Raw genomic sequence first — 19,969 nt, forward strand, 5'->3', positions numbered from 1 at the left:
TTTATGACGGCCTTTAACAGCTATATCAGCCAAAGCCGTTCTCATGAGGTATTTGAGTGTATTACCGATTGCGAATTACTGCGGGTATCCCGCACCGACCTGGAAGACCTGCTGAAACATAATCAGCGCTGGTCCGAGTTCGGTAAAATTGTTTACGAAGAAGTAATCCGATACAATGAACAGAAAGTGAAAGACCTGGTGAGTCTGACCGCCAGGGAACGCTATTTCAATCTGATCAACAAATTCCCGGATATTGTACAACATGTACCCCTGCAATACATCGCTTCTTTTATCGGCATAAAACCAGAGTCGTTAAGTCGTATTCGCCGCGAAATTATTTCCTAACATAGGTCAAGTGGATTGTAATCCCGTTGGTTCAACTTTGTGGGATCACAAACGAACCAATATGAATAACTCATCACTGAACAACGTAAAAGGGAAGACCGCCTTTATCACCGGCGCATCGTCCGGTATCGGAGAAGCTTTTGCCTGGAAACTGGCCGCCGCCGGCTGTCACCTGGTACTCACGGCCCGCTCCGGCGACAAATTACAGCAAACCGCCGCCGCCATTAAGGCGCAACATAAAGTGTCCGTGCATTACTATACGGCAGACCTTACCCGGCGCGAGGCGCCGCAGTATTTGTACGAACAGGTACAACAGGATCAACTTCGTATAGACATCCTCGTTAATAATGCCGGTTTTGGTAAATGGGCGCATTTCCTGGATGAAACAGCACCGGTATACCACGATATGATACAGGTAAACATCGACGCCGTGGTGCAGCTCACCCATTTATTTTTGCCTGCCATGCTGGAACGTCGTACCGGCGGGATTATTAATATAGCGTCTACCGGCGCCTTTCAGCCTTGTCCGTATATTGCGGTATACTGCGCCACCAAAGCATTTGTACTGAGCTTTTCGGAGGCATTGTATGGGGAGTATAAAGACCGTGGAATCACCGTTACCGCGGTATGTCCGGGCAATACGCAAACGGAGTTTTTTGTGGTGGCCAATGCCAATACCAAGGGAATGCCTTTTGATACGCCGGCACGTGTAGCCGAAGAGGGCCTGAAAGCGCTGTTAACCGGAAAAACATACAATGTAGTGGGCCTCTCTAATTACCTGCAGTCGCTCTCTGCCAGGTTTTTCCCCCGCAAAATGGTGGTGGGCATCGTAAAGGGAATGTTTGGCAAGCGGGTGCCTGCGCTGGCGAAATAGGAGGTGCGGGATCGCCTTTGGTGTAGTTTTTTAAAAATATCATTTTTAAAATGATATTTTTAAAGGAACACAGAACCAATATTATTTTCTAATGCGTTCCACTACCACCTGGTTGCTTCTTATTCCTACGTTATTGATATCCTGTACTTCCCGCAACAATGCTCATCGTACCTGGCAGGTATATGGCGGTAGCAAGGAAAATATTCACTACAGTGGGTTAACCGCCCTCGATACCAGCAATGTATCCCGGCTGAAAGTAGCCTGGGCCTATCATACCGGCGATGCCGAAGAAATGACACAGATCCAGGTAAACCCGGTGATAGTGGGAGATATCTTGTATGGCGTTTCTCCCAAACTCAAATTATTTGCCGTGAATGCGGCTACTGGCAAAGCCGCCTGGGTATTTGATCCTGTAAATCTTTCGGGAGAAGTAAAAGGCAAAGGCTACTTCCAGTTCAACGCTTGTCGTGGCGTGACTTATTACGAGAATGGCGCTGGCAGCCGCTATATCTTTTACACCGCCGGCGCTAAATTATATTGTATCGATGCAGATAAGGGCGTACCGGTGACTTCCTTTGGCGACAGTGGTTATGTAGACCTGCACCATGATATGGGTCGTAACATGGACCAGCTGTATATTACCTCCACCACGCCCGGCATTATCTACCAGGACCTCCTCATTGTAGGCACGCGTGTAGCTGAAGAAGCAGGCGGGGCGCCCGGCTATATCCGGGCTTATGACGTACATACCGGTAAGCTGAGATGGATTTTTCATACCATTCCCCAACCCGGTGAAGCCGGCTACGATTCCTGGGAGGATAAAGACGCCTGGCAGCATACCGGCGGCGCCAATGCCTGGGCAGGCTTTAGTGTAGATGAAGAGAAGGGGATTGTCTTTGCTCCCATCGGATCAGCGTCTTACGATTTTTATGGCGGCCGCCGCAAAGGCAACAACCTCTTTGCCAATTGTGTACTGGCCCTGGATGCCGCTACCGGCAAGCGGATCTGGCATTTTCAAACGGTGCATCATGACGTATGGGACCGCGATTTACCCACTGCTCCCATGCTGGTGACCGTGAAAAAAGATGGTAAGAAAGTCGACGCCCTCGTGCAGGTAACTAAAACAGGATTCATTTTTTTACTGGATAGGAATACCGGACAGCCGCTGTATCCGGTCACAGAAATGCCGGCGCCGGCAGATACTGCGCTGCCTGGAGAACAACTGTCTGCCACGCAGCCGGTGCCTTCTTTTTTCAAACCATTTGCAAGACAGGCGTTGCTGGAATCTGATCTGAACCACCTTGTGGCCGATTCGTCTTACCAGGAGATCAGGGCAAAACTGGCTACCTATAAAACCGGGCATATTTTTAACCCGCCTTCCCGGCAGGGCACCGTGATTTTTCCGGGCTTTGATGGTGGCGCCGAATGGGGCGGACCCGCTGTAGACCCCGAAACCGGTATCCTGTATGTCAATGCCAGCGAAATGCCCTGGGTACTCACCATGGTGGATACGAAAGACGAAAACCCAGTTGTGAAAGAAACACAGCTGCAGGCAGGGCAACGATTGTACACCGCGCACTGCATGGCCTGTCATGGACCGGAGCGCAAAGGCAGTAGTACTTTCCCTTCTCTTGTTAATATCCGGCAAAAATATAATGAAATGGCCTTTACCCAACTGGTAGACGCCGGCAGAAGAATGATGCCTGCTTTCAAACAGCTGGACAGCAGCGAGAAAAAGGCATTGGCCAGTTTTATCCTGGATATAAAAGCCGCACAATCCAATCCGTTTGTAGCACCCGCTAAAAACGTAGATGCCTATACGAATTTACCTTACCGCGCTACCGGGTATAATAAATTTTTAACGAAAGAAGGATATCCGGCAGTATCGCCACCATGGGGCACATTGAGCGCCATTGACCTGAACACCGGACAGTTGCTGTGGAAAGATACGTTGGGTGATTACCCGGAACTCAAAGCCAGAGGGATTCACAGCGGCACCGAAAATTATGGTGGTCCGGTAGTCACCGCCGGTGGCTTACTCTTCATTGCCGCCACGGCGGATAGTAAGTTCCGGGCTTTTAATAAAAGAACCGGACAACTGCTATGGGAAACAGACTTACCCGCTTGCGGTTTTGCTACGCCGGCTGTATATGAAGTCAATGGAAAACAATTGGTGGTGATTGCCTGTGGGGGTGGAAAGCTGGGCAAAAAGTCCGGTGATACTTACCTGGCATTTTCCCTGTAATCTACGTATCCGTCAACATTTAAAATATCTTTTACTATGAGTATTTCAAGAAGAAATTTTCTGATGAAAGGCAGCCTGGCACTGGCCGGCACTGCGCTACTGTCGAAAGAGTTGTTGGCCGCCACGATGTTCAAACCAATATTGGGCATCCAGTTGTATTCTATCCGGGATGATATGAAGAAAGATCCTGCAGGCACACTGAAACAATTGTCTGCCATGGGATATAAAAACGTAGAACATGCCGGCTACAGCCACCGTAAGTTCTACGGATATAATGCCAGAGACTTTAAAAAAATGTTGGATGACCTGGGCATGTTAATGCCCAGCGGACACACCGTGATGGGGAAACAACATTGGGATGCAGCTAAAAAGGATTTTACGGATGAATGGAAATATACCGTAGAAGATGCCGCCACCGTAGGACAACAATTTGTGGTCAGTCCATGGTTGGATGAAAGCTTGCGTAAAAACTATGACGACTTCAAAGGCTATATGGATGTATTCAATAAAAGCGGAGAACTGTGTAAAAAGTCGGGTATGAAATTCGGCTACCACAACCATGATTTTGAATTCAGTCAGCAGCTGAATGGACAAAAGATTTTCGATCTCATTCTTCAACACACAGATCCTGCTTTAGTGGCCCAGCAGTTGGATATCGGCAATATGTATCATGCCGGTGGTGTGGCATTGGATATCATTAAGCAGTATCCCGGTCGTTTTGAGCTGATGCATGTGAAAGATGAAATCAAAACCACGAAAGGAGAAATGGGTAGCAATTACGAAAGTACGGTGCTGGGTAAGGGTATTATACCGGTGAAAGATGTGATTGACCTGGGTAAGAAATCCGGTGGCACCCATTATTTTATTATTGAACAGGAATCTTATCAGGGACAGTCGCCGCTGGATGCCGTGCGTGATGACCTGCAGGTGATGAAAAAATGGGGATATTAATTGCATGAATACATTAGTAAAGCTATTTACAATAGCTACCTTAACGCTGCCTGTTTCGCTCTGTGCGCAGCAAGTACGCATACAGGGGGCAGAGCAGGAACTGATAGCAGGACCGACACAGCCGGCACAGCGTGGGCAGTGGCTGGACTCCCTGCAACAGTGGCGCATACACGAAAAGGGTAAATTGCAGTATAACGGACACGAATATACCCGGAAGGAATTCAGCTGGGTCAGTACTACTTTTATGTATGCGCAGATGATGGCGCATGACCGGTATTTCTATGATCCGGTAGCCCGTAAATATACGGTAGACCGCTATCTTGATGACCTGGAGCAACGCTACGGCGGACTGGATGCGGTGCTGATCTGGCCTACCTATCCTAATATCGGCATTGATAACCGCAACCAGTTTGACCTGGTAGCCGACATGCCCGGTGGCAAAGCCGCTATTCAGCAAATGATCCGCGACTTCCACAAACGGGGCGTGCGGGTGTTCTTTCCCATTATGATCTGGGATCACGGCACCCGTCGGATGGAGATTCCTATGGCGGATGCGCTCACCGAAGAAATGAAGGAGCTGGGTGCTGATGGCCTGAACGGAGATACCATGAATGGGGTGACAACAGCTTTCAAAGAAGCGTATATCCGTATGGGTTATCCGCTGGTGCTGCAACCGGAAATACATATCGGCGATCTGAAAATGGTGGAATGGAATACCATGAGCTGGGGCTATTATTGGTTAAAATGGGGCAGTCCTGATTTTGGATATGTACCAGGTGTAAGCGTATACAAATGGCTGGAGCCGCGGCACCAGGTGCATGTCACTGATCGCTGGGCCATTAATAAAACAGACGATCTGCAGTATGCTTTTTTCAATGGCATCGGCTACAATACCTGGGAAAATATCTGGGGCATCTGGAACCAGGTGCCACCACGGTATGCTGTCATCATCCGCAGTATCCGGCAAATATACCGGCAGTTTCCGGCCGTGTGGAGCAGTCCCGGTTGGGAACCGCATATCCCCACGATGCAACCCGGTGTTTTTGCAGCTAAGTTTCCCGGCAGTAACGCTACCGTATATACGCTGGTGAACCGCGATAGCATCGCTAAAAGTGGTGCCCAGCTCACGCTGTCAGAGCATGCGGGTGACCGGTACTACGACGTATGGAATGGGCGGTTATTGTTGCCCACCCGCCAAGGCAACCAGGTGGTCCTTGATTTTACCATACCGGGCAAAGGCTTCGGCGCCGTAGCGGTGATGCCGGCAAACGTGGCAGATAAAACACTGGACCGTTTCCTGGCCAGCCGGCGGCAGTTGCTGGCTACCCCATTGGAACAATTATCGGATACAAATGCGCCGCTTACACAACAGATTACACCGATCCCTGCTACCCGCAAGGCAGCGCAGGCACCCGAGGGTATGATCCTGATCCCGGCCACTGCCGCCTATACATTCGTGTCCCAGGGCGTGATGATTGAAGGCAATGAGCTGCCGGATGCCATTGGTGTGCAATATCCCTGGGAGCAGCATCCTCAACGTGCGCATAGGCATACGATGCCGGTAGCGGCTTTTTATATAGATCGCTATCCGGTCACCAACCGGCAGTTTAAACAATTTATGGAGGCGACCCGCTATCACCCGGCAGATGATCACAATTTTCTCAAAGACTGGCAAAAGGGGACCTATCCGGTGGGTGCGGAGCAGCAACCGGTTACCTGGGTAAGTATAGAAGATGCCAGGGCCTATGCCGCCTGGGCAGGTAAAAGACTGCCCCACGAATGGGAATGGCAGTATGCGGCGCAAGGCACAGATGGGCGGCTATATCCCTGGGGCATGCAGGCAGATAGCAGCCGGATACCGTTAGCTGATACCAGCAGGAGTCGTCATATGCCCGCTAACGTAGATGCACACACGAATGGCGCCAGCCCCTTTGGGGTAATGGATCTTACCGGCAACGTTTGGCAGTGGACAGATGAATATACGGATATGCATACACGCTCAGCCGTGTTAAAGGGTGGAAGTTATTATCATCCGCAAACATCCTATTGGTATTTTCCACAGGCACAGCAACTCACACAGCATGGTAAGTACCTGTTGATGTCGCCGGGCATGGACCGCGCCGGTACATTGGGCTTCCGTTGTGTGGCAGATTATTAAAATTAAAACGATCTTGCAAAAATATTGATGGCTATTTTACGAACAATGAAAAAATTACTCGCCTCATGAAAAGGAAAATAATCGGGGGAATGGCTTTGATATCCCTGTTGGTTAACGTATGCGTGGCACAGGCGCCACGCACATTTAAATCCTGGGTCCCCTCTACAGACAAAACCGTGTATGCCCTGGAAGGACAAGGCTGGAAGGATGGAATGGGGCTTTACTACGACCGGCTCCCCCAACGTGCAGAAAATGCGGTGCGAAAAGACGTATGGAATTTATCGCGCAATAGCGCCGGACTTAGTTTGCGCTTTAGAACAGATGCCGATGAAATAGTGATCAGGTATACTGTTAAAGGTACATGGAATATGCCGCATATGCCCACTACCGGCGTAAGTGGAGTGGACCTCTATGCCAAAAGCATTGATGGGCAATGGCAGTTTTGTGCCGGTAATTATAATTTCAGCGACACGGTTGTGTACCGTTTTACCAAACTGAAAAAGCAGGATCAGCATGTTAAAAACGTAGACTATACACTTTACCTGCCACTCTATAATTCGGTGAATTGGCTGTCTGTTTCGGTGCCGGAAGAAAGTGTATTTAAGCCGGTACCGGTGCGTGCCGATGCGCCTATCGTTGTGTATGGAACTTCTATTGCACAGGGTGGCTGTGCTTCCCGTCCGGGAATGGCATGGACGAATATCCTGGAACGCAAGCTGGACAGACCGGTGATTAATCTTGGGTTTTCAGGGAATGGCAGGCTGGAAAAGGAAGTAGTGGAATTCCTGACAGAAATTGATGCTGGTATGTATGTATTGGATTGCTTGCCTAATCTGACAGGAGCTGCGTTCACTGAAACGGAACTGAAAAAACGTATTACCGCAACCGTTCAACAGCTACAGGAGAAACGGCCGGGAGTACCTGTTTTACTCACTGAACACGATGGCTACACCAATGATGCCACCAGCGCAGAAAGCAAAGAATCCTACACCCGCGTGAACCGGATACTGAAGGCAGTAGTAGATTCTATGCTGACAGCAGGCGTGAAGAATATTAGTTTACTTACAAAAGAAGAAATAGGGCAGGACCTGGAAAGCACCGTAGATGGTATACATCCCAGCGATCTGGGCATGATGAATTACGCCAATGCCTACACGAAAAAGATTAAAAGTATTTTGAAGGAGCAAACCGGCAATAGCGTTACCACGATACCTGTTACCCAACGCCGGGATGCCGGTACCTACGATTGGGAAACGAGACATGCCGAAGTGCTGGCATATAATAAAGCACACAAGCCCCAGGTAGTATTTATGGGTAATTCCATTACCCATTTCTGGGGAGGTAATCCCGTAGCTCCGGTAAGGAGAGGTACGCTGTCATGGGATAAATATTTTGAGCCTAAAGGTGCCGTGAATATGGGTTTTGGATGGGATCGCGTGGAGAATGTATTGTGGCGCGTAGCGCATGGGGAACTTGATGGCATTTCACCTGCTTACCTGGTATTAATGATTGGTACCAATAATTTACAGTTGAATACAGATGAAGAGATTGTGAGTGGAATAAAAAATCTGGTGCAGGTAATACAGGCAAAACAGCCGGCAACGCAGATTATACTGATGGGCATTTTGCCCCGCCGGAATATGGAAAGCCGGGTAGCAGGGATTAATAAGTTGATATCCCGCATTCCGGATAATAAGAAAATAAAATTCCTCAATGCAGGTGGGGTATTCCTGCAGGCAGACGGCAAAATTCAGGAGACGCTGTTTTCCGATGGTCTGCATCCAAACCAGGAAGGGTATGAAAAGCTGGGGGCTTTAATCAACAAGCAACTGAAAATGTAGGAAAAAAAACGGGGGTCAGTTATATTCGCTACATTAGACTTCTATTAACGCAACAGCAGATTACTGTCGTCTCATCAGGATGGACCTAATCACAGGTGATAAATATTTTGAATGAGAGCGCAATATAACCAGGAGCCGCATTTCATCGTCGCCATAGGGGCTTCCGCCGGCGGCTTGGAAGAGCTGCAGTCTTTCTTTGATCATACGCCAATGGCGCAGGCTTCTTACGTTATTATCCAACATCTTTCCGCCGATTATAAAAGCCGGATGGTAGAAATACTATCCCGGCACAGTCAGCTAAAAGTACGGGAAGCCGGCAACAATATGCTGGTAGAGCCTAATGAGGTATACCTGATCCCCAGTCAGCAATATATGACCATACAGCATGGATATCTTATGCTGAAAGACAAGGAGTCTATTGCGGGCCCCCACAAAACCATTAATACTTTTTTCAATTCACTGGCGGAAGATAACGAGCATCATATTATTGCCGTGGTACTTTCCGGGTCCGGAGATGATGGCAGCGAGGGCGTGGTTAATATCAGCAGGGCAGGAGGACTGGTGATAGTACAGGATCCGGCGACGGCTCCATATAACAGTATGCCCCTGCACGCGATGGGCACCGGCGTGGCAGATCATGTGCTAAAACCAGCCGACATGCCGGCCGTTATTACACAGTACGTAAATGAAGTCCGCAGGAACTTTTTGCCGCATGTAACACAGGCGCTGGAAGATAAAAGCATGACGGCCATTATAGAACTGATCCGGGAACGGTTGCCGCTGGATTTTTCAGAATATAAGCCTACTACCATTCTTCGTCGTATTAAACGACGCATGGCACATTATAATTTTGATCACCTCGAAGCGTATTACCATTACCTGTTGCTGCACACAGCAGAAGTAGAAGCCCTGGCACAGAGTTTTATGATCAGCGTGTCTGCCTTCTTCAGAGACAGCGAGGTATTCGACGTGATGGAAGAAACTGTCATCCCGGAAATCATCTCCCGAAAAGAAAATACAGCCGAAATAAAGGTATGGGTAGCCGGATGTGCCACCGGGGAAGAAGCTTATTCACTGGCCATTTTGTTCTATGAACAATTACAGGTGGCCGGAAAAGAGATGGTGGTAAAAGTATTTGCAACAGATATCGACAAAGCGGCGCTGGAACAGGCGGGCAAAGGCTGGTATCCTGAACAGGCCAGCAGTGAAATATCTCCCGAAAGACTGGCAAAACATTTTACAGCAGAAAATAATGGTTACCGGATCAAAGTACATATCCGTAAGATGCTGATCTTTGCTCAGCATAATGTGGTAAAGAATCCGCCCTATTGTAACATGGATCTTATCAGCTGCCGGAACCTGCTGATTTATATGAATGTGTCCCTGCAGAACAAGGCGCTGTCTATGTTACATTTCGGATTAAATCCAAAGGGATATCTCCTGTTGGGATCCAGCGAAAATTTCGGTATGCTGCAGCCATACCTCTCAGAAATCAGTAAGAAATGTAAGATCTATCGTAACCTGGAATCGGCCCGTTCTGTGCGGTTCGATATCTTTACACCGGTGATGATAGCGGGTAATAGCCTGGAACCATTGACTCCATCTAAAAAAAGCGGTAACACCGGAAAGCGAAATTATATGCTGGAAGAAGTAAATGAATTTTTGCTGGAAGAAGGCCGTTTTGCCGGCATTTGTGTAGATCAGGACAACAATGTCGTTAAATATTTCGGCAAGGTAGAACAGTTTCTGCTACAGAAGATTTTTAGTTTTGATCTGATGGAGCTGTTGCCCAAATCACTAAGCGTTGCCTATATAACGGCATCACGACAAGCATGGCAACAGAATGAGCGTGTAACCGTGACCGGTATCCCTGTGGAAGATTACTCCCCGGCTAAAATGGTCGACCTGACCATCCGGCCACTGAATACCAGGGGTACAGAACGCCCCTTGTTGCTGGTGCTGTTTAGTGAAAGTAATACAGCGAAGTCCCCGGATACTCCTGCATTTGACATGCAAACCTATCTCAATGCCGGCTTACAAAGTCTGGAGGAAGAACTGAAAGAAACCCGGGAACACTTACGGGAGGCTATGGAAAAGCTGGAAGCATCCAATGAAAATATGCAGTCATTCAATGAAGAACTGGTTTCAGCGAATGAGGAAATGCAAAGTGCCAACGAAGAATTACAGTCGGTCAATGAAGAACTCCAAACTATTAATACCGATTATCAGCTGAAGATCAAAGAACTGATTGTGTTGAATGACGACATGGATAATTATTTCCGGAGCAATCTCAATGGACAGTTATTTGTTGATAGTAATCTGCAGTTGAAGAAATTTTCCCCTGCTGCCGTGAAACATATTAACCTGCGGGAAGGCGATATTGGTAGGCCCATACAGCATATTACCATTAATTTCAAAGACAATACACTGGAAGATGATATCCGTAACGTGATCAGCAACGGCACGGTATTAACGCGGGCTGTGGAGTCATTTAACGGGAACTGGTACCAGATGATGATCATGCCCTATATCCGGCAACTGGATCATTCACAGGATGGCGTCATTATTTCGTTTAATGATATTACCCTGTCAAAGCAGGCCCAGTTGGAACTGAACCGTACCAACCAGAGCTTGCAACGGATCAATGACGACCTGGATACTTTTGTTTACTCTGCATCGCATGATTTGCTGGGACCGTTGACCAGCATAGAAGGATTAATGAGATTGCTGAATGATAAGCTGGATATGGAAGACAACGAAATCGCATTGTATACGGATATGATTCAGACTTCCATTGCGCGGTTTAAGGAAAACCTGCGGGAGCTGGCGGAAGTAGGTAAAATTGAAAGCGAGATGCTGAAGGAAGTCCAGGAAATAGAGATCGCAACGGTACTGGATGAAGTATTTTTCAGCATACAGGATAAAATGTTGGCCGCTAATGTGGTAGTCCGCAGAAATCTGCAGGAAACCCATTTATTATTTTCAAAAAAGAATCTTCGCAGTATTATCTATAATCTAATTACCAATGCGTTAAAATTCCGTTCAGCCGAGCGCCCGTTGCAAATTGATATCAGTACCCGCATGGAAAATGACTATCTGTTGCTGGAAATAAAAGACAATGGTGTGGGCATAGAAAAGGATAAACTGGACAGTGTTTTTAATATGTATAAACGATTACATCCGGAAATAGAAGGATTAGGTATAGGTCTGTTCCTTGTTCGAAAAATTGTGGATGCCACCGGTGGTATGACCCAGGTGAAAAGTACCCCGGATCAGGGCAGTACTTTCAGTATCTTTTTTAATCCCCGGCAGCAGGGTTAATGCGCTGCCCATCTCCCTATAACCTGCTGTTAATAGCGCGTAACAAAGATTTGTTATCAGTGATCCCCACATCCTGCTGCAGGTGCCAGATCATGATGCCTGCTGCTCCATTTGCTTTCGCAAACAGCGGGGTGGCAGGGATTGCAGGTGCTGCAATATTTCCTGCTGCAACAGGATATAATCTGCTGTTTCGTAAAAAGAGGTCTGGTCAGCGTGGAACTGTAATATTTCTTCCCCTCCTGTCTTTTTCTTCTCTTTAATTCATTGATGGCCTGGTTGGTAATGGCGCGGTAGAGGTAATGCCGGATATGACCGGTAATAATAGTTTGTGCGCCCTTTTCCCATAAATGGACGAAAAGGTTATGTACCATATCTTTAGCGAGGCTGCTATCTTTTACCCAGCGATATGCTAACAGGTATAATTCTTCGCTCTAGGTATTATATAATTGCCGGAAAATAGGTACATCCTGGTTATGCAGCGCCTCGGTTATTTCTGCGCTAGTAAATGGGAATGCGTCCGTTTTCATGAATGGTGTAAGTATACGAAAATAGCCGGTAAAAGCAAAAAGCAGAAAGGATAAAGCAAAAAGCTATTTACCCGGAGATCTTCGCGAAAATAGCTTTTTGCTTTATCCTTTCTGCTTTACGCTCTCCTACGCATTTTGTCCTTCAAGCCACGACTTGAATTCAGTAACCCTTTCACGGCTAATAATAACCTCCCTATCAACATCGGGTGCTAATTGAAGAATTAATCTGCTATTGTAGTAGGTGGTAATTTTTTTGATGGCATCTATATGAATGATAAACTGCCGGTTAATCCGGAAGAACTGATTTCTGTCCAGCAGTTTTTCTATCTGATCCAGCGAATAATCCAGTGGCACACGCTGATTGGCGGCGGTGGTGGCCCAGGTAGTTCCTTTGGCAAATTGCAGCCAGGCAATATCCCTTGCTTTTACATAAATCAGCTGGTTGTTGATCCTGCCAATAAAACGGGTGCTGTCGCGGCGCAGAAACTCTTCTGCAATCCGGCTGATATCGACGGTGTAGTTGTTGGCGGGTCTGAACTGCTCATATTTTTTCAGGGCATTTCGCAATTCTTCCAGGTCGATCGGTTTCATTAAATAATCGATGCTGTTTACCTTGAATGCCTGCAGTGCAAAACCATCGTACGCGGTGGTGAAAATAATCGGCGTCCGGACTTTTGTTTTATTGAATAGTTCAAAACAGTTGCCGTCAGACAACTGTATGTCCATCAGCATCAGGTCTGCCGGCTGTTTTTGTTCCAGCCATTTGAGCCCTTCTGCTACAGATTCAATCACGGCAACAACTTCAATATCTGCGTTACACCTATGTAATAGCTGCGTAAGCCGTTCGGCATTATGCATTTCATCTTCAAAAATGACTATCCTCATGACGCGGTGATAATAGGTAGTTTTACAATAAACATCTCTTCCGTCTGACAAATTTCTATGTTGGTATTGCTGATTAGCGCATACCGTTTCTGTATGTTTTCCAGGCCAATGCCGGAGGATATTTCCGGATTGGCTTTTAGCCGGATATGATTAGACACCGTCAGGAAATCGCCTTCACTTTTAATGGTGACGAGCAGCGGGTCCTGTGCAGAAAACCGGTTATGTTTGATCGCATTTTCTATGAGCATCTGCAAGGTGACCGGTGGGATCAGTCCTTTTATTTTTACTTTTTCCGAGATATCGGTAATGAACTGAATGCTTTGCTGGTGGCGGATGCGGATCAGGAATAAATAGGAGTCCAGGAAGTCCAGTTCTGTTTGCACCTGCACCAGGTTTTCAAACTTTTTATCCAGTATATACCGGTAGGTTTTGGCCAGCTGTGTAATGTAATCGGCCGAGAGATCCGGGCTTTTATATACCAGGTTCGTCAGCACACTTAAAGAATTAAAAAAGAAGTGTGGATCGATCTGGTTTCTCAAAGCATCGTAGCGGGCCTGGATATTTTCGCGCATCAGTCTTTCTGTTTGCAGCTGGTATTCTTTCCATTCAGAATAATAATAGATGATACCATTAAATGCTAAAATAAGCAGGTAAAACATAAAGATGCCGAAGTACAGGTCGTAGCTGAAGCGGAGGAAACTGTTCCAGGCTTCATAGCGGTGAAACAGCAGGATATCTGTGGCGCCGTACCAGCAGCCAAACAGAACAGCTACCAGCAAGCCGTATACCACCAGGCTGCCGCATAGGATCACGAGGCGGCCGGGTGTATTTTTTTGCCCGGTCTTTTTCTCGATAGTCCGGGCCAGCCAGGAAGCGCCTTCCCAGGCGATGAGGCCAAATATCACATAGAACAGACTAAACATCTGTCCCCGGAAATCCATCATCCTTAGTCCGGTAGTGAACGTATGGTCGAAGGACTTAAAGATGGTGCTGAATGTATACAGGATCAGGATCCTGGACAGATACAGCAATACTTTGCTCGAAAATATTTTTTCATTCTCCTGAAAATTCATCGGGGCGATTGTATGTTACTAAATGTAGTTATTTTCCTTAAACCAGGTGAATGCACCGGAAATGGCGTTTTCTACCGGGGTATAATGCAGCTGTAATTCCCGCTCTGATTTTTTGCCGGAATAGTAATTATCCAGGCATAGCATATAGGCGGTGCTGTAATTTAGTTTTCCGGAGATACCCGGCAAAGAGCCAATCATACCGGCAAATTTCAACAGGAACTTTGGGATGGGGATCAGCAGCTGTCGTTTTCCGGAGACCTTTTTCAGCAGCCGGAAAAATTCGCCGTAGCTGAGGTTTTGCCCCGCCAGCAGGTAGCAGTCGCCCGTTTTCCCTTTTTCGATCGCATTGATAATCCCCCGGCACACATCTTTGATATGTACGAAATTTTTCCCTCCGGGAGGATAGAACAGGAGCCGGTGTTTGAGTCCGTACAAGATCAGTTTACCGGAGCTGGGCTTCACATCATTGGGGCCTATCATAAAAGTGGGATTCACCACAATACCCGGCAACTGTTTGGCCGCTACCTGTTCCAGCACATATTGCTGTGCGAGGTATTTACTGTTGATATAGCCGGAATTGGCGTTGAACAGGGTGAATCCGTTGAGTTCATTGCCGGGATGTTGTTTATCACCGGGGCCAATGGTATTGGCGGTGCTTACGTAAATGAATTGCTTTACCTGGTGAGCCAGACAGGCCGCAGTGATATGTTGGGTAGCGGTGAAGTTAATCTTTTCGTATTCCGCAAAGGAAACGCCCCATTGTTCGGTGATACAGGCTGCATGGATTACAATGTCGCAGCCTTTCATGGCCTCGAGTACGTGTTCCATGCTGTCGATATGCCCAAAGAATACCTCGCAGGGGATGTCGGCAATGCCTTTCAGGTCGGCGGCGGGCCTTACCATGATCTTAATATCATACCCCATTCTGTATAGCTCCCTGGTAAGGTTGGAGCCAAGGAAGCCATTGGCGCCGGTGATCAGTACTTTTTTCATTGCTTTTTTTTAGACAGATAAGGCAAATGGTATTTCTTTCTTTACTTCCCGGGATACGATCCTCATTTTCAATGACAGGGGCAGCAGTTGCATGAGCACATGATTAATTTTGTTCATCAGCCCGGGAATGATCACCGGATGGCCGGCGAGGGTGCCTTTCAGGGCAATCCCCGCAATGTCCGGGGTGGGCAGCAATCCCATTTTTCCTTTTCGTCCCTGGCTGATGATCCGGCGGGAAGTATGGGAATTGGTCATAATAGGCCCTGGATATACTACACTCACCGACAACCCGGTACCGGTCAGTTCTTCTTTCAGGCCGAGGAAGAAAGAGGAAATAAATGCCTTGGAGGCCGGGTACACAGTTTTATAGGCAATGGGCGTAAAAGCGGCCATGCTGGCAATGTTCATAATATAGCTTTGTTGATGCCGCAATAAATGTGGGATCAGTAAATGGGTCAGCAGCACGGTGCTTCTCACATTGAGCATAATAATATCGTCTATCCGTTCCAGTGAGGTGTGGGTGATGGAAGATGTGCCACCTACACCAGCGTTGTTAATGAGGAAATCAATAGCATATTGTTCCGTGATGGCCTGCAGCTGTTGTTTGAGCAGGTCGCTGTCGGTCAAATCAAATTCAAACGCTTTCACGCTCACGTGATACTCCAGCTCCAGGTTATCCGCGATAGAGCGAAGATTGCCGCCCGGTAGGGCAATCAGGATAATGTTCTTTCCTTTTCGGGCGCATTGGATGGCGAATTCTTTGCCAAGGCCGGAACTGGCGCCGGTAATCAGTGTGTAGGTCATATCTGGTATACAAGTTATTTTTCCAGCAGGCTTTTGAACTTCGTCATTGTCCTGAACAGGTTATCGTGAATAATCGGATCTGATACCCAGCGGGGAATTTTCCTGCTGCGGTCTGTCGTTACCATATAGGTGATCTTCATTTGTCCGCGGGCCGCTGGTTCCATGATCCATTTGCCCCTGGTGCCGGTGATCCGGGTTGTTTTACTACCCACAGGAAAACGGCCGTCGTCCGTACTTTCAAAAATAATTTCTGCCGCGCGGCCTTCAGCGCCCAGTTCGTGGTACTGGTATAGGAGGCAACAATCCTGGTCGTCCATAGGCCAGGGGATATCGTATTTTATATAGGTGATCCAATGTTGTAAGTCACTGGCCGCGGCAATTTTATAGTCGCTGGCATTGGTGTTCCATTCCATGCCCCTGGCCTGGTTTTTGAAAAGCCCTACCACAGCAGGTACCGCGGCTTTTACCACAAATACCGCTTTGATTTCCCTTACATTTTCACCGGCAGCACCCGGAATCCACCTTTCATAGAGCGCAATGGCATTGTCCTGCTTTACCAGTTTGAAGTCACTGGTATCGCTGAATAAGGAAGAGATACACATCACGCTGCTGATCAATAAAACAGGTAAGCTTTGCATACGTACTGATTTATAGCAAAAGTGGGACTAGATGGGTTGGTGGCAAACGATTTTCTGCTGAGTTGTAGGATAAGGGCATTGACCTGTAGAAATGTTGGTTTTGTTGTAATTCTGTACGCTCTTGGGCACAACGACTGCCGGAATGGTTTTTCGGGCATGCTATCCAGCTTACCGACGACAGTAAATTTAATATGGCCAGGTACTGAACATATTTTATTATTTTGTCTGCCGGTCGCGTTAATACGACCGGCAGACTTGTTTATAGGCGGGTCTGTTTTAAAACAGTGCACATATGAAACGTTACTCATTAATGATTGCCCTACTTTTCATGGGCTTTTCCCTGGCTGCCCAAAACGTTTGCCCGGTAATACCGTTGCCGGTGAAAGCGGAGCAGGGGCGTGGTACTTTTACCATCAGCAGCAAAACCACTATTGGGCTGGAGGATACTTCCCTGCATTCGCTGGCGGTGTATTTACAGGAAGAATTATTGCGCAGGTATCAACTATCGGTGGCGATCACTCATCGTAAAAGCGCCACGGCTATTTTGTTGAAGAAGGGAAATGGCAGTAGTAACGAAGAGGCATATACGCTAACGATGAATACAGCATCGGCGGTGATCACGGCCGCACATCGGGAAGGCATATTTAATGGTATCATCTCCCTGTTACAACTTACTACAACGGTTACCACGCCGGGAAAAGCACTGACGGTTCCCTGCTGGAATATTACCGATGCCCCGCAATATGGCTGGCGGGGTGTGATGCTGGATGAGTCCCGGTTTTTCTTTGGCAAGGCGAAAGTAAAATCCATCCTCAACTGGATGGCATTTTATAAGTTAAACCGTTTTCACTGGCACCTGACGGATGTTCCCGGGTGGAGACTGGAAATAAAAAAATACCCATTATTGACCACGGTAGGCGGTATCGGCAATATTGTTGATCCTAAGGCGCCTGCGGCTTATTATACGCAGGAAGATATCCGGGAAATAGTGGCTTATGCGCAGGCGCGTTGTATTGTTGTAATTCCGGAAATAGATATGCCCGGACATGCGGCGGCGGCCAACAGGGCGTACCCCGCCTTTGATGGCGGTGGTACGGCAAAGTATCCTCAGTTTACATTTAATCCCGGCAAGGAAGGTACTTATCAGTATTTAGCAGATATACTAACGGAAACGGATAAACTTTTCCCTTCACAGCTGATTCACCTGGGAGGAGATGAAGTGACGTTCGGCAATGCCGGCTGGGATACAGACAGTGGTGTGATCCGTTTAAAAGCAGCGCATGGCTTACAGACCCGCAAGCAGGTGGAAGATTATTTCATTCAGCGTATGGCCGACACCGTATTTAATTTGCATAACAAGGTGATGGCCTGGGATGAAATTGCCACTACTACTTTACCGGCCGACCGCACCATTGTGTGCTGGTGGCGGCATGATAAACCAGAAAGCCTGGCACTGGCTTTAGGTAAAGGCTATTCCGTTGTATTATGTCCGCGTATACCCTTTTACTTTGATTTTGTACAGGATAGCGCGCATAAAATTGGCCGCAGATGGAAGGATGGAGAGTTAAATAACCTGCAGTCGGTATACGATTTCACCGCAGCGCGGCTTCCTGCTGTGCCTGGCCATGAATCGCTGATCCTGGGAGTGCAGGCATGTATATGGACAGAGACCGTTCACAACAATAACCGCCTGGATTTCCTCTTGTTCCCCCGTATTGCGGCGCTGTCAGAAACGGCGTGGACTCCACCCGGGCAAAAGGATTTCATTGCCTTTAAGGCCAGGCTAAAGACGCAACAGGCACTGTATGCGAAAGATAGTCTGTATTATTTCGATATCTTTTCTCCGGGCAGGCATACAGAATCCGGTCAGTCACGGACGGATTATATTGACTAATACTTTGTAAATTTAGGTATGCGTTACGAAACCATACCACCCCCACCTCACCTGGCACATATCATCCGTTTTTTCTGGGTGATGGAAGGAGAGGTGGGGTATACACATCATAACATGGCAGATGCTTGTGTGGAGATGTTGTTTCACTATCGTGGATGTTTTGATGAAATAGATAACCTGGGTGAACGGAGTCGTTCTTTCACCGCTGGTTTACATGGGGCTACACACGTGCTGCGCCATTACACCATCGATGCTGGGTTCAGCATATTTGGGGTGTATTTTTATCCGCAAGCCATTCCTTTACTTTTTTCCTTACCTGCTTCTGAGCTCACCAATGATACCGCAGAACTGCGTTACTTGTTAAAAAGTGCGGGTACGCAACTGGAAGAGGAGATCATGGAAGCTGGCAATGACCAGGAACGTTGCCGTATTATTTGTCGCTTTACAGAACAACGGCTGGCCGCTCATTATACCATAGAGCTGCCTGTTTTCGCTGCCATCAGGCATATCATTCATCATAAGCCTGCCGGCAGCATCTCCGAACTGGCCCGGCAGTACTACTTATCGGAACGACAATTTGAGCGGCAGTTCAAACAATATGCGGGCTTGTCGCCCAAACTTTTTTCGCGGATCATTCGTTTTCAGGCGGCTACTTCTTTTTATAAACGGGATGTGATGAGCCTGGCTGGTATTGCGCTGGAATGCGGGTATTATGACCAGTCGCATTTTATCAATGACTTCAAAGCATTTTCCGGTTTGCATCCCAAACAGTTTTTCTCCGGTCATTCCGGTGCCACTGACTGGAGAGATTAATGTCGGTTTTTTCCAATTTTTTTATGCATGCCTTTCGCACCTTTGTGTAACAATATCATTTTAAAATTTTGTTATTATGAAAATACCTGAAGGACATCATCAAGTAATACCTTATCTGATCCTGAAAGACGCCGTGAAATTTTTCGATTTTACCAAAGCCGTATTTGGCGCCACAGAACGCCATCGCAGCTATCAGGATGATCAAAAATCATTGAGGCATGGAGAAATTAGTATAGGCGACAGCGTTATTATGTTTGGGCAAACCAGCGACAACTGGGGAACAGACAATGCCGGATTATTTATTTATGTGGAAGATGCAGATGCCACTTTCAAGAAAGCGTTGACTAATGGCGCTACCGAAGTAATGCCGGTAACGGATCAGTCATATGGTCGTAGTGGTGGCGTGAAAGATCCGTTTGGAAATACCTGGTGGATCACCGCTGCATAGCGTTTATCCGTTAACGTTAATTTTATAAGTGTTTAAAAGACAAGCTGGCCTTAGCGCCGGCTTTTTTATTTTAAGATTACCTCAATGTTAAGTTTTCATTATCGCCATATAACCGCAGTAGCGGCTAGTAATTTGCTATGATGCGCTTCTTTCCTGCGG

At 47.3% G+C, this 19,969-nt stretch carries 16 protein-coding genes; 10 read left to right on the top strand and 6 right to left on the bottom strand.

Going from position 1 to position 19,969, the window contains the following annotated elements:
- The 7 genes from VIP81_RS01880 to VIP81_RS01910 form a co-directional block, all read left to right on the top strand.
- Window positions 1–345 (top strand): Crp/Fnr family transcriptional regulator (locus VIP81_RS01880; RefSeq protein ID WP_414649276.1); only part of this gene is annotated, 345 nt, incomplete at its 5' end.
- Window positions 346–406: 61 nt separating this feature from the next.
- The gene (locus VIP81_RS01885) at window positions 407–1,219 is read left to right on the top strand and encodes an SDR family oxidoreductase (protein WP_331956782.1); all 813 of its coding nucleotides are present in this window, start codon (window positions 407–409) and stop codon (window positions 1,217–1,219) included.
- 91 nt (window positions 1,220–1,310) lie between these two features.
- A complete protein-coding gene (locus VIP81_RS01890) occupies window positions 1,311–3,464 on the top strand; it encodes a PQQ-binding-like beta-propeller repeat protein (RefSeq protein WP_331956783.1) in 2,154 nt (717 codons plus the stop codon).
- A 36-nt stretch (window positions 3,465–3,500) separates the two neighbouring features.
- A complete protein-coding gene (locus VIP81_RS01895; protein WP_331956784.1) occupies window positions 3,501–4,415 on the top strand; it encodes a TIM barrel protein in 915 nt (304 codons plus the stop codon).
- Between the two features lie 4 nt (window positions 4,416–4,419).
- Window positions 4,420–6,573 carry a formylglycine-generating enzyme family protein gene (locus VIP81_RS01900; RefSeq protein WP_331956785.1) on the top strand — a complete coding sequence of 718 codons (2,154 nt, stop codon included), beginning with the start codon at window positions 4,420–4,422 and terminating at the stop codon, window positions 6,571–6,573.
- A 65-nt stretch (window positions 6,574–6,638) separates the two neighbouring features.
- The gene (locus VIP81_RS01905; RefSeq protein WP_331956786.1) at window positions 6,639–8,414 is read left to right on the top strand and encodes an SGNH/GDSL hydrolase family protein; all 1,776 of its coding nucleotides are present in this window, start codon (window positions 6,639–6,641) and stop codon (window positions 8,412–8,414) included.
- 111 nt (window positions 8,415–8,525) lie between these two features.
- Window positions 8,526–11,735, top strand: a complete 3,210-nt coding sequence (locus VIP81_RS01910) for a CheR family methyltransferase (protein WP_331956787.1) — start codon at window positions 8,526–8,528, stop codon at window positions 11,733–11,735.
- A gap of 56 nt (window positions 11,736–11,791) precedes the next feature.
- Here VIP81_RS01910 and VIP81_RS01915 read toward each other — a convergent pair whose 3' ends face one another.
- The 6 genes from VIP81_RS01915 to VIP81_RS01940 form a co-directional block, all read right to left on the bottom strand.
- The gene (locus VIP81_RS01915) at window positions 11,792–12,151 is read right to left on the bottom strand and encodes an RNA polymerase sigma factor (RefSeq protein WP_331956796.1); all 360 of its coding nucleotides are present in this window, start codon (window positions 12,149–12,151) and stop codon (window positions 11,792–11,794) included.
- 237 nt (window positions 12,152–12,388) lie between these two features.
- On the bottom strand, window positions 12,389–13,147 hold the full coding sequence (locus VIP81_RS01920; protein WP_331956788.1) for a LytTR family DNA-binding domain-containing protein: 759 nt from the start codon (window positions 13,145–13,147) through the stop codon (window positions 12,389–12,391).
- Window positions 13,144–14,220 (bottom strand): sensor histidine kinase, encoded by a 1,077-nt coding sequence (locus VIP81_RS01925; RefSeq protein WP_331956789.1) that lies wholly within the window; start codon window positions 14,218–14,220, stop codon window positions 13,144–13,146. The genes VIP81_RS01920 and VIP81_RS01925 overlap by 4 nt, the downstream gene beginning before the upstream one ends.
- Window positions 14,221–14,238: 18 nt before the next feature.
- Window positions 14,239–15,213, bottom strand: a complete 975-nt coding sequence (locus VIP81_RS01930) for an NAD-dependent epimerase/dehydratase family protein (protein ID WP_331956790.1) — start codon at window positions 15,211–15,213, stop codon at window positions 14,239–14,241.
- A gap of 9 nt (window positions 15,214–15,222) precedes the next feature.
- Window positions 15,223–16,017: an SDR family NAD(P)-dependent oxidoreductase gene (locus VIP81_RS01935; RefSeq protein ID WP_331956791.1), complete on the bottom strand. Its 795-nt coding sequence runs from the start codon at window positions 16,015–16,017 to the stop codon at window positions 15,223–15,225.
- Window positions 16,018–16,031: 14 nt separating this feature from the next.
- Window positions 16,032–16,655, bottom strand: coding sequence for an START domain-containing protein (locus tag VIP81_RS01940; protein ID WP_331956792.1), 624 nt, complete (start codon window positions 16,653–16,655; stop codon window positions 16,032–16,034).
- 292 nt (window positions 16,656–16,947) lie between these two features.
- Between VIP81_RS01940 and VIP81_RS01945 the strand changes: the two genes are divergently transcribed.
- From VIP81_RS01945 to VIP81_RS01955, 3 genes are all read left to right on the top strand, one after another.
- Window positions 16,948–18,549, top strand: a complete 1,602-nt coding sequence (locus VIP81_RS01945; RefSeq protein ID WP_331956793.1) for a beta-N-acetylhexosaminidase — start codon at window positions 16,948–16,950, stop codon at window positions 18,547–18,549.
- Between the two features lie 18 nt (window positions 18,550–18,567).
- Window positions 18,568–19,362, top strand: a complete 795-nt coding sequence (locus VIP81_RS01950) for a helix-turn-helix transcriptional regulator (RefSeq protein ID WP_331956794.1) — start codon at window positions 18,568–18,570, stop codon at window positions 19,360–19,362.
- A gap of 76 nt (window positions 19,363–19,438) precedes the next feature.
- Window positions 19,439–19,810: a VOC family protein gene (locus tag VIP81_RS01955; RefSeq protein WP_331956795.1), complete on the top strand. Its 372-nt coding sequence runs from the start codon at window positions 19,439–19,441 to the stop codon at window positions 19,808–19,810.
- Window positions 19,811–19,969 lie beyond the last annotated feature (159 nt).

Source organism: Chitinophaga sp. (assembly GCF_036566945.1).
Lineage (GTDB): Bacteria > Bacteroidota > Bacteroidia > Chitinophagales > Chitinophagaceae > Chitinophaga.

What these genes read in the sequence shown, in the direction of transcription:
- VIP81_RS01885 (WP_331956782.1), top strand. Translation starts at nt 407, where the DNA reads ATGAATAACTCATCACTGAACAACGTAAAAGGGAAGACCGCCTTTATC.
- VIP81_RS01890 (WP_331956783.1), top strand. Translation starts at nt 1,311, where the DNA reads ATGCGTTCCACTACCACCTGGTTGCTTCTTATTCCTACGTTATTGATA.
- VIP81_RS01895 (WP_331956784.1), top strand. Translation starts at nt 3,501, where the DNA reads ATGAGTATTTCAAGAAGAAATTTTCTGATGAAAGGCAGCCTGGCACTG.
- VIP81_RS01900 (WP_331956785.1), top strand. Translation starts at nt 4,420, where the DNA reads ATGAATACATTAGTAAAGCTATTTACAATAGCTACCTTAACGCTGCCT.
- VIP81_RS01905 (WP_331956786.1), top strand. Translation starts at nt 6,639, where the DNA reads ATGAAAAGGAAAATAATCGGGGGAATGGCTTTGATATCCCTGTTGGTT.
- VIP81_RS01910 (WP_331956787.1), top strand. Translation starts at nt 8,526, where the DNA reads ATGAGAGCGCAATATAACCAGGAGCCGCATTTCATCGTCGCCATAGGG.
- VIP81_RS01920 (WP_331956788.1), bottom strand. Translation starts at nt 13,147, where the DNA reads ATGAGGATAGTCATTTTTGAAGATGAAATGCATAATGCCGAACGGCTT.
- VIP81_RS01925 (WP_331956789.1), bottom strand. Translation starts at nt 14,220, where the DNA reads ATGAATTTTCAGGAGAATGAAAAAATATTTTCGAGCAAAGTATTGCTG.
- VIP81_RS01930 (WP_331956790.1), bottom strand. Translation starts at nt 15,213, where the DNA reads ATGAAAAAAGTACTGATCACCGGCGCCAATGGCTTCCTTGGCTCCAAC.
- VIP81_RS01935 (WP_331956791.1), bottom strand. Translation starts at nt 16,017, where the DNA reads ATGACCTACACACTGATTACCGGCGCCAGTTCCGGCCTTGGCAAAGAA.
- VIP81_RS01940 (WP_331956792.1), bottom strand. Translation starts at nt 16,655, where the DNA reads ATGCAAAGCTTACCTGTTTTATTGATCAGCAGCGTGATGTGTATCTCT.
- VIP81_RS01945 (WP_331956793.1), top strand. Translation starts at nt 16,948, where the DNA reads ATGAAACGTTACTCATTAATGATTGCCCTACTTTTCATGGGCTTTTCC.
- VIP81_RS01950 (WP_331956794.1), top strand. Translation starts at nt 18,568, where the DNA reads ATGCGTTACGAAACCATACCACCCCCACCTCACCTGGCACATATCATC.
- VIP81_RS01955 (WP_331956795.1), top strand. Translation starts at nt 19,439, where the DNA reads ATGAAAATACCTGAAGGACATCATCAAGTAATACCTTATCTGATCCTG.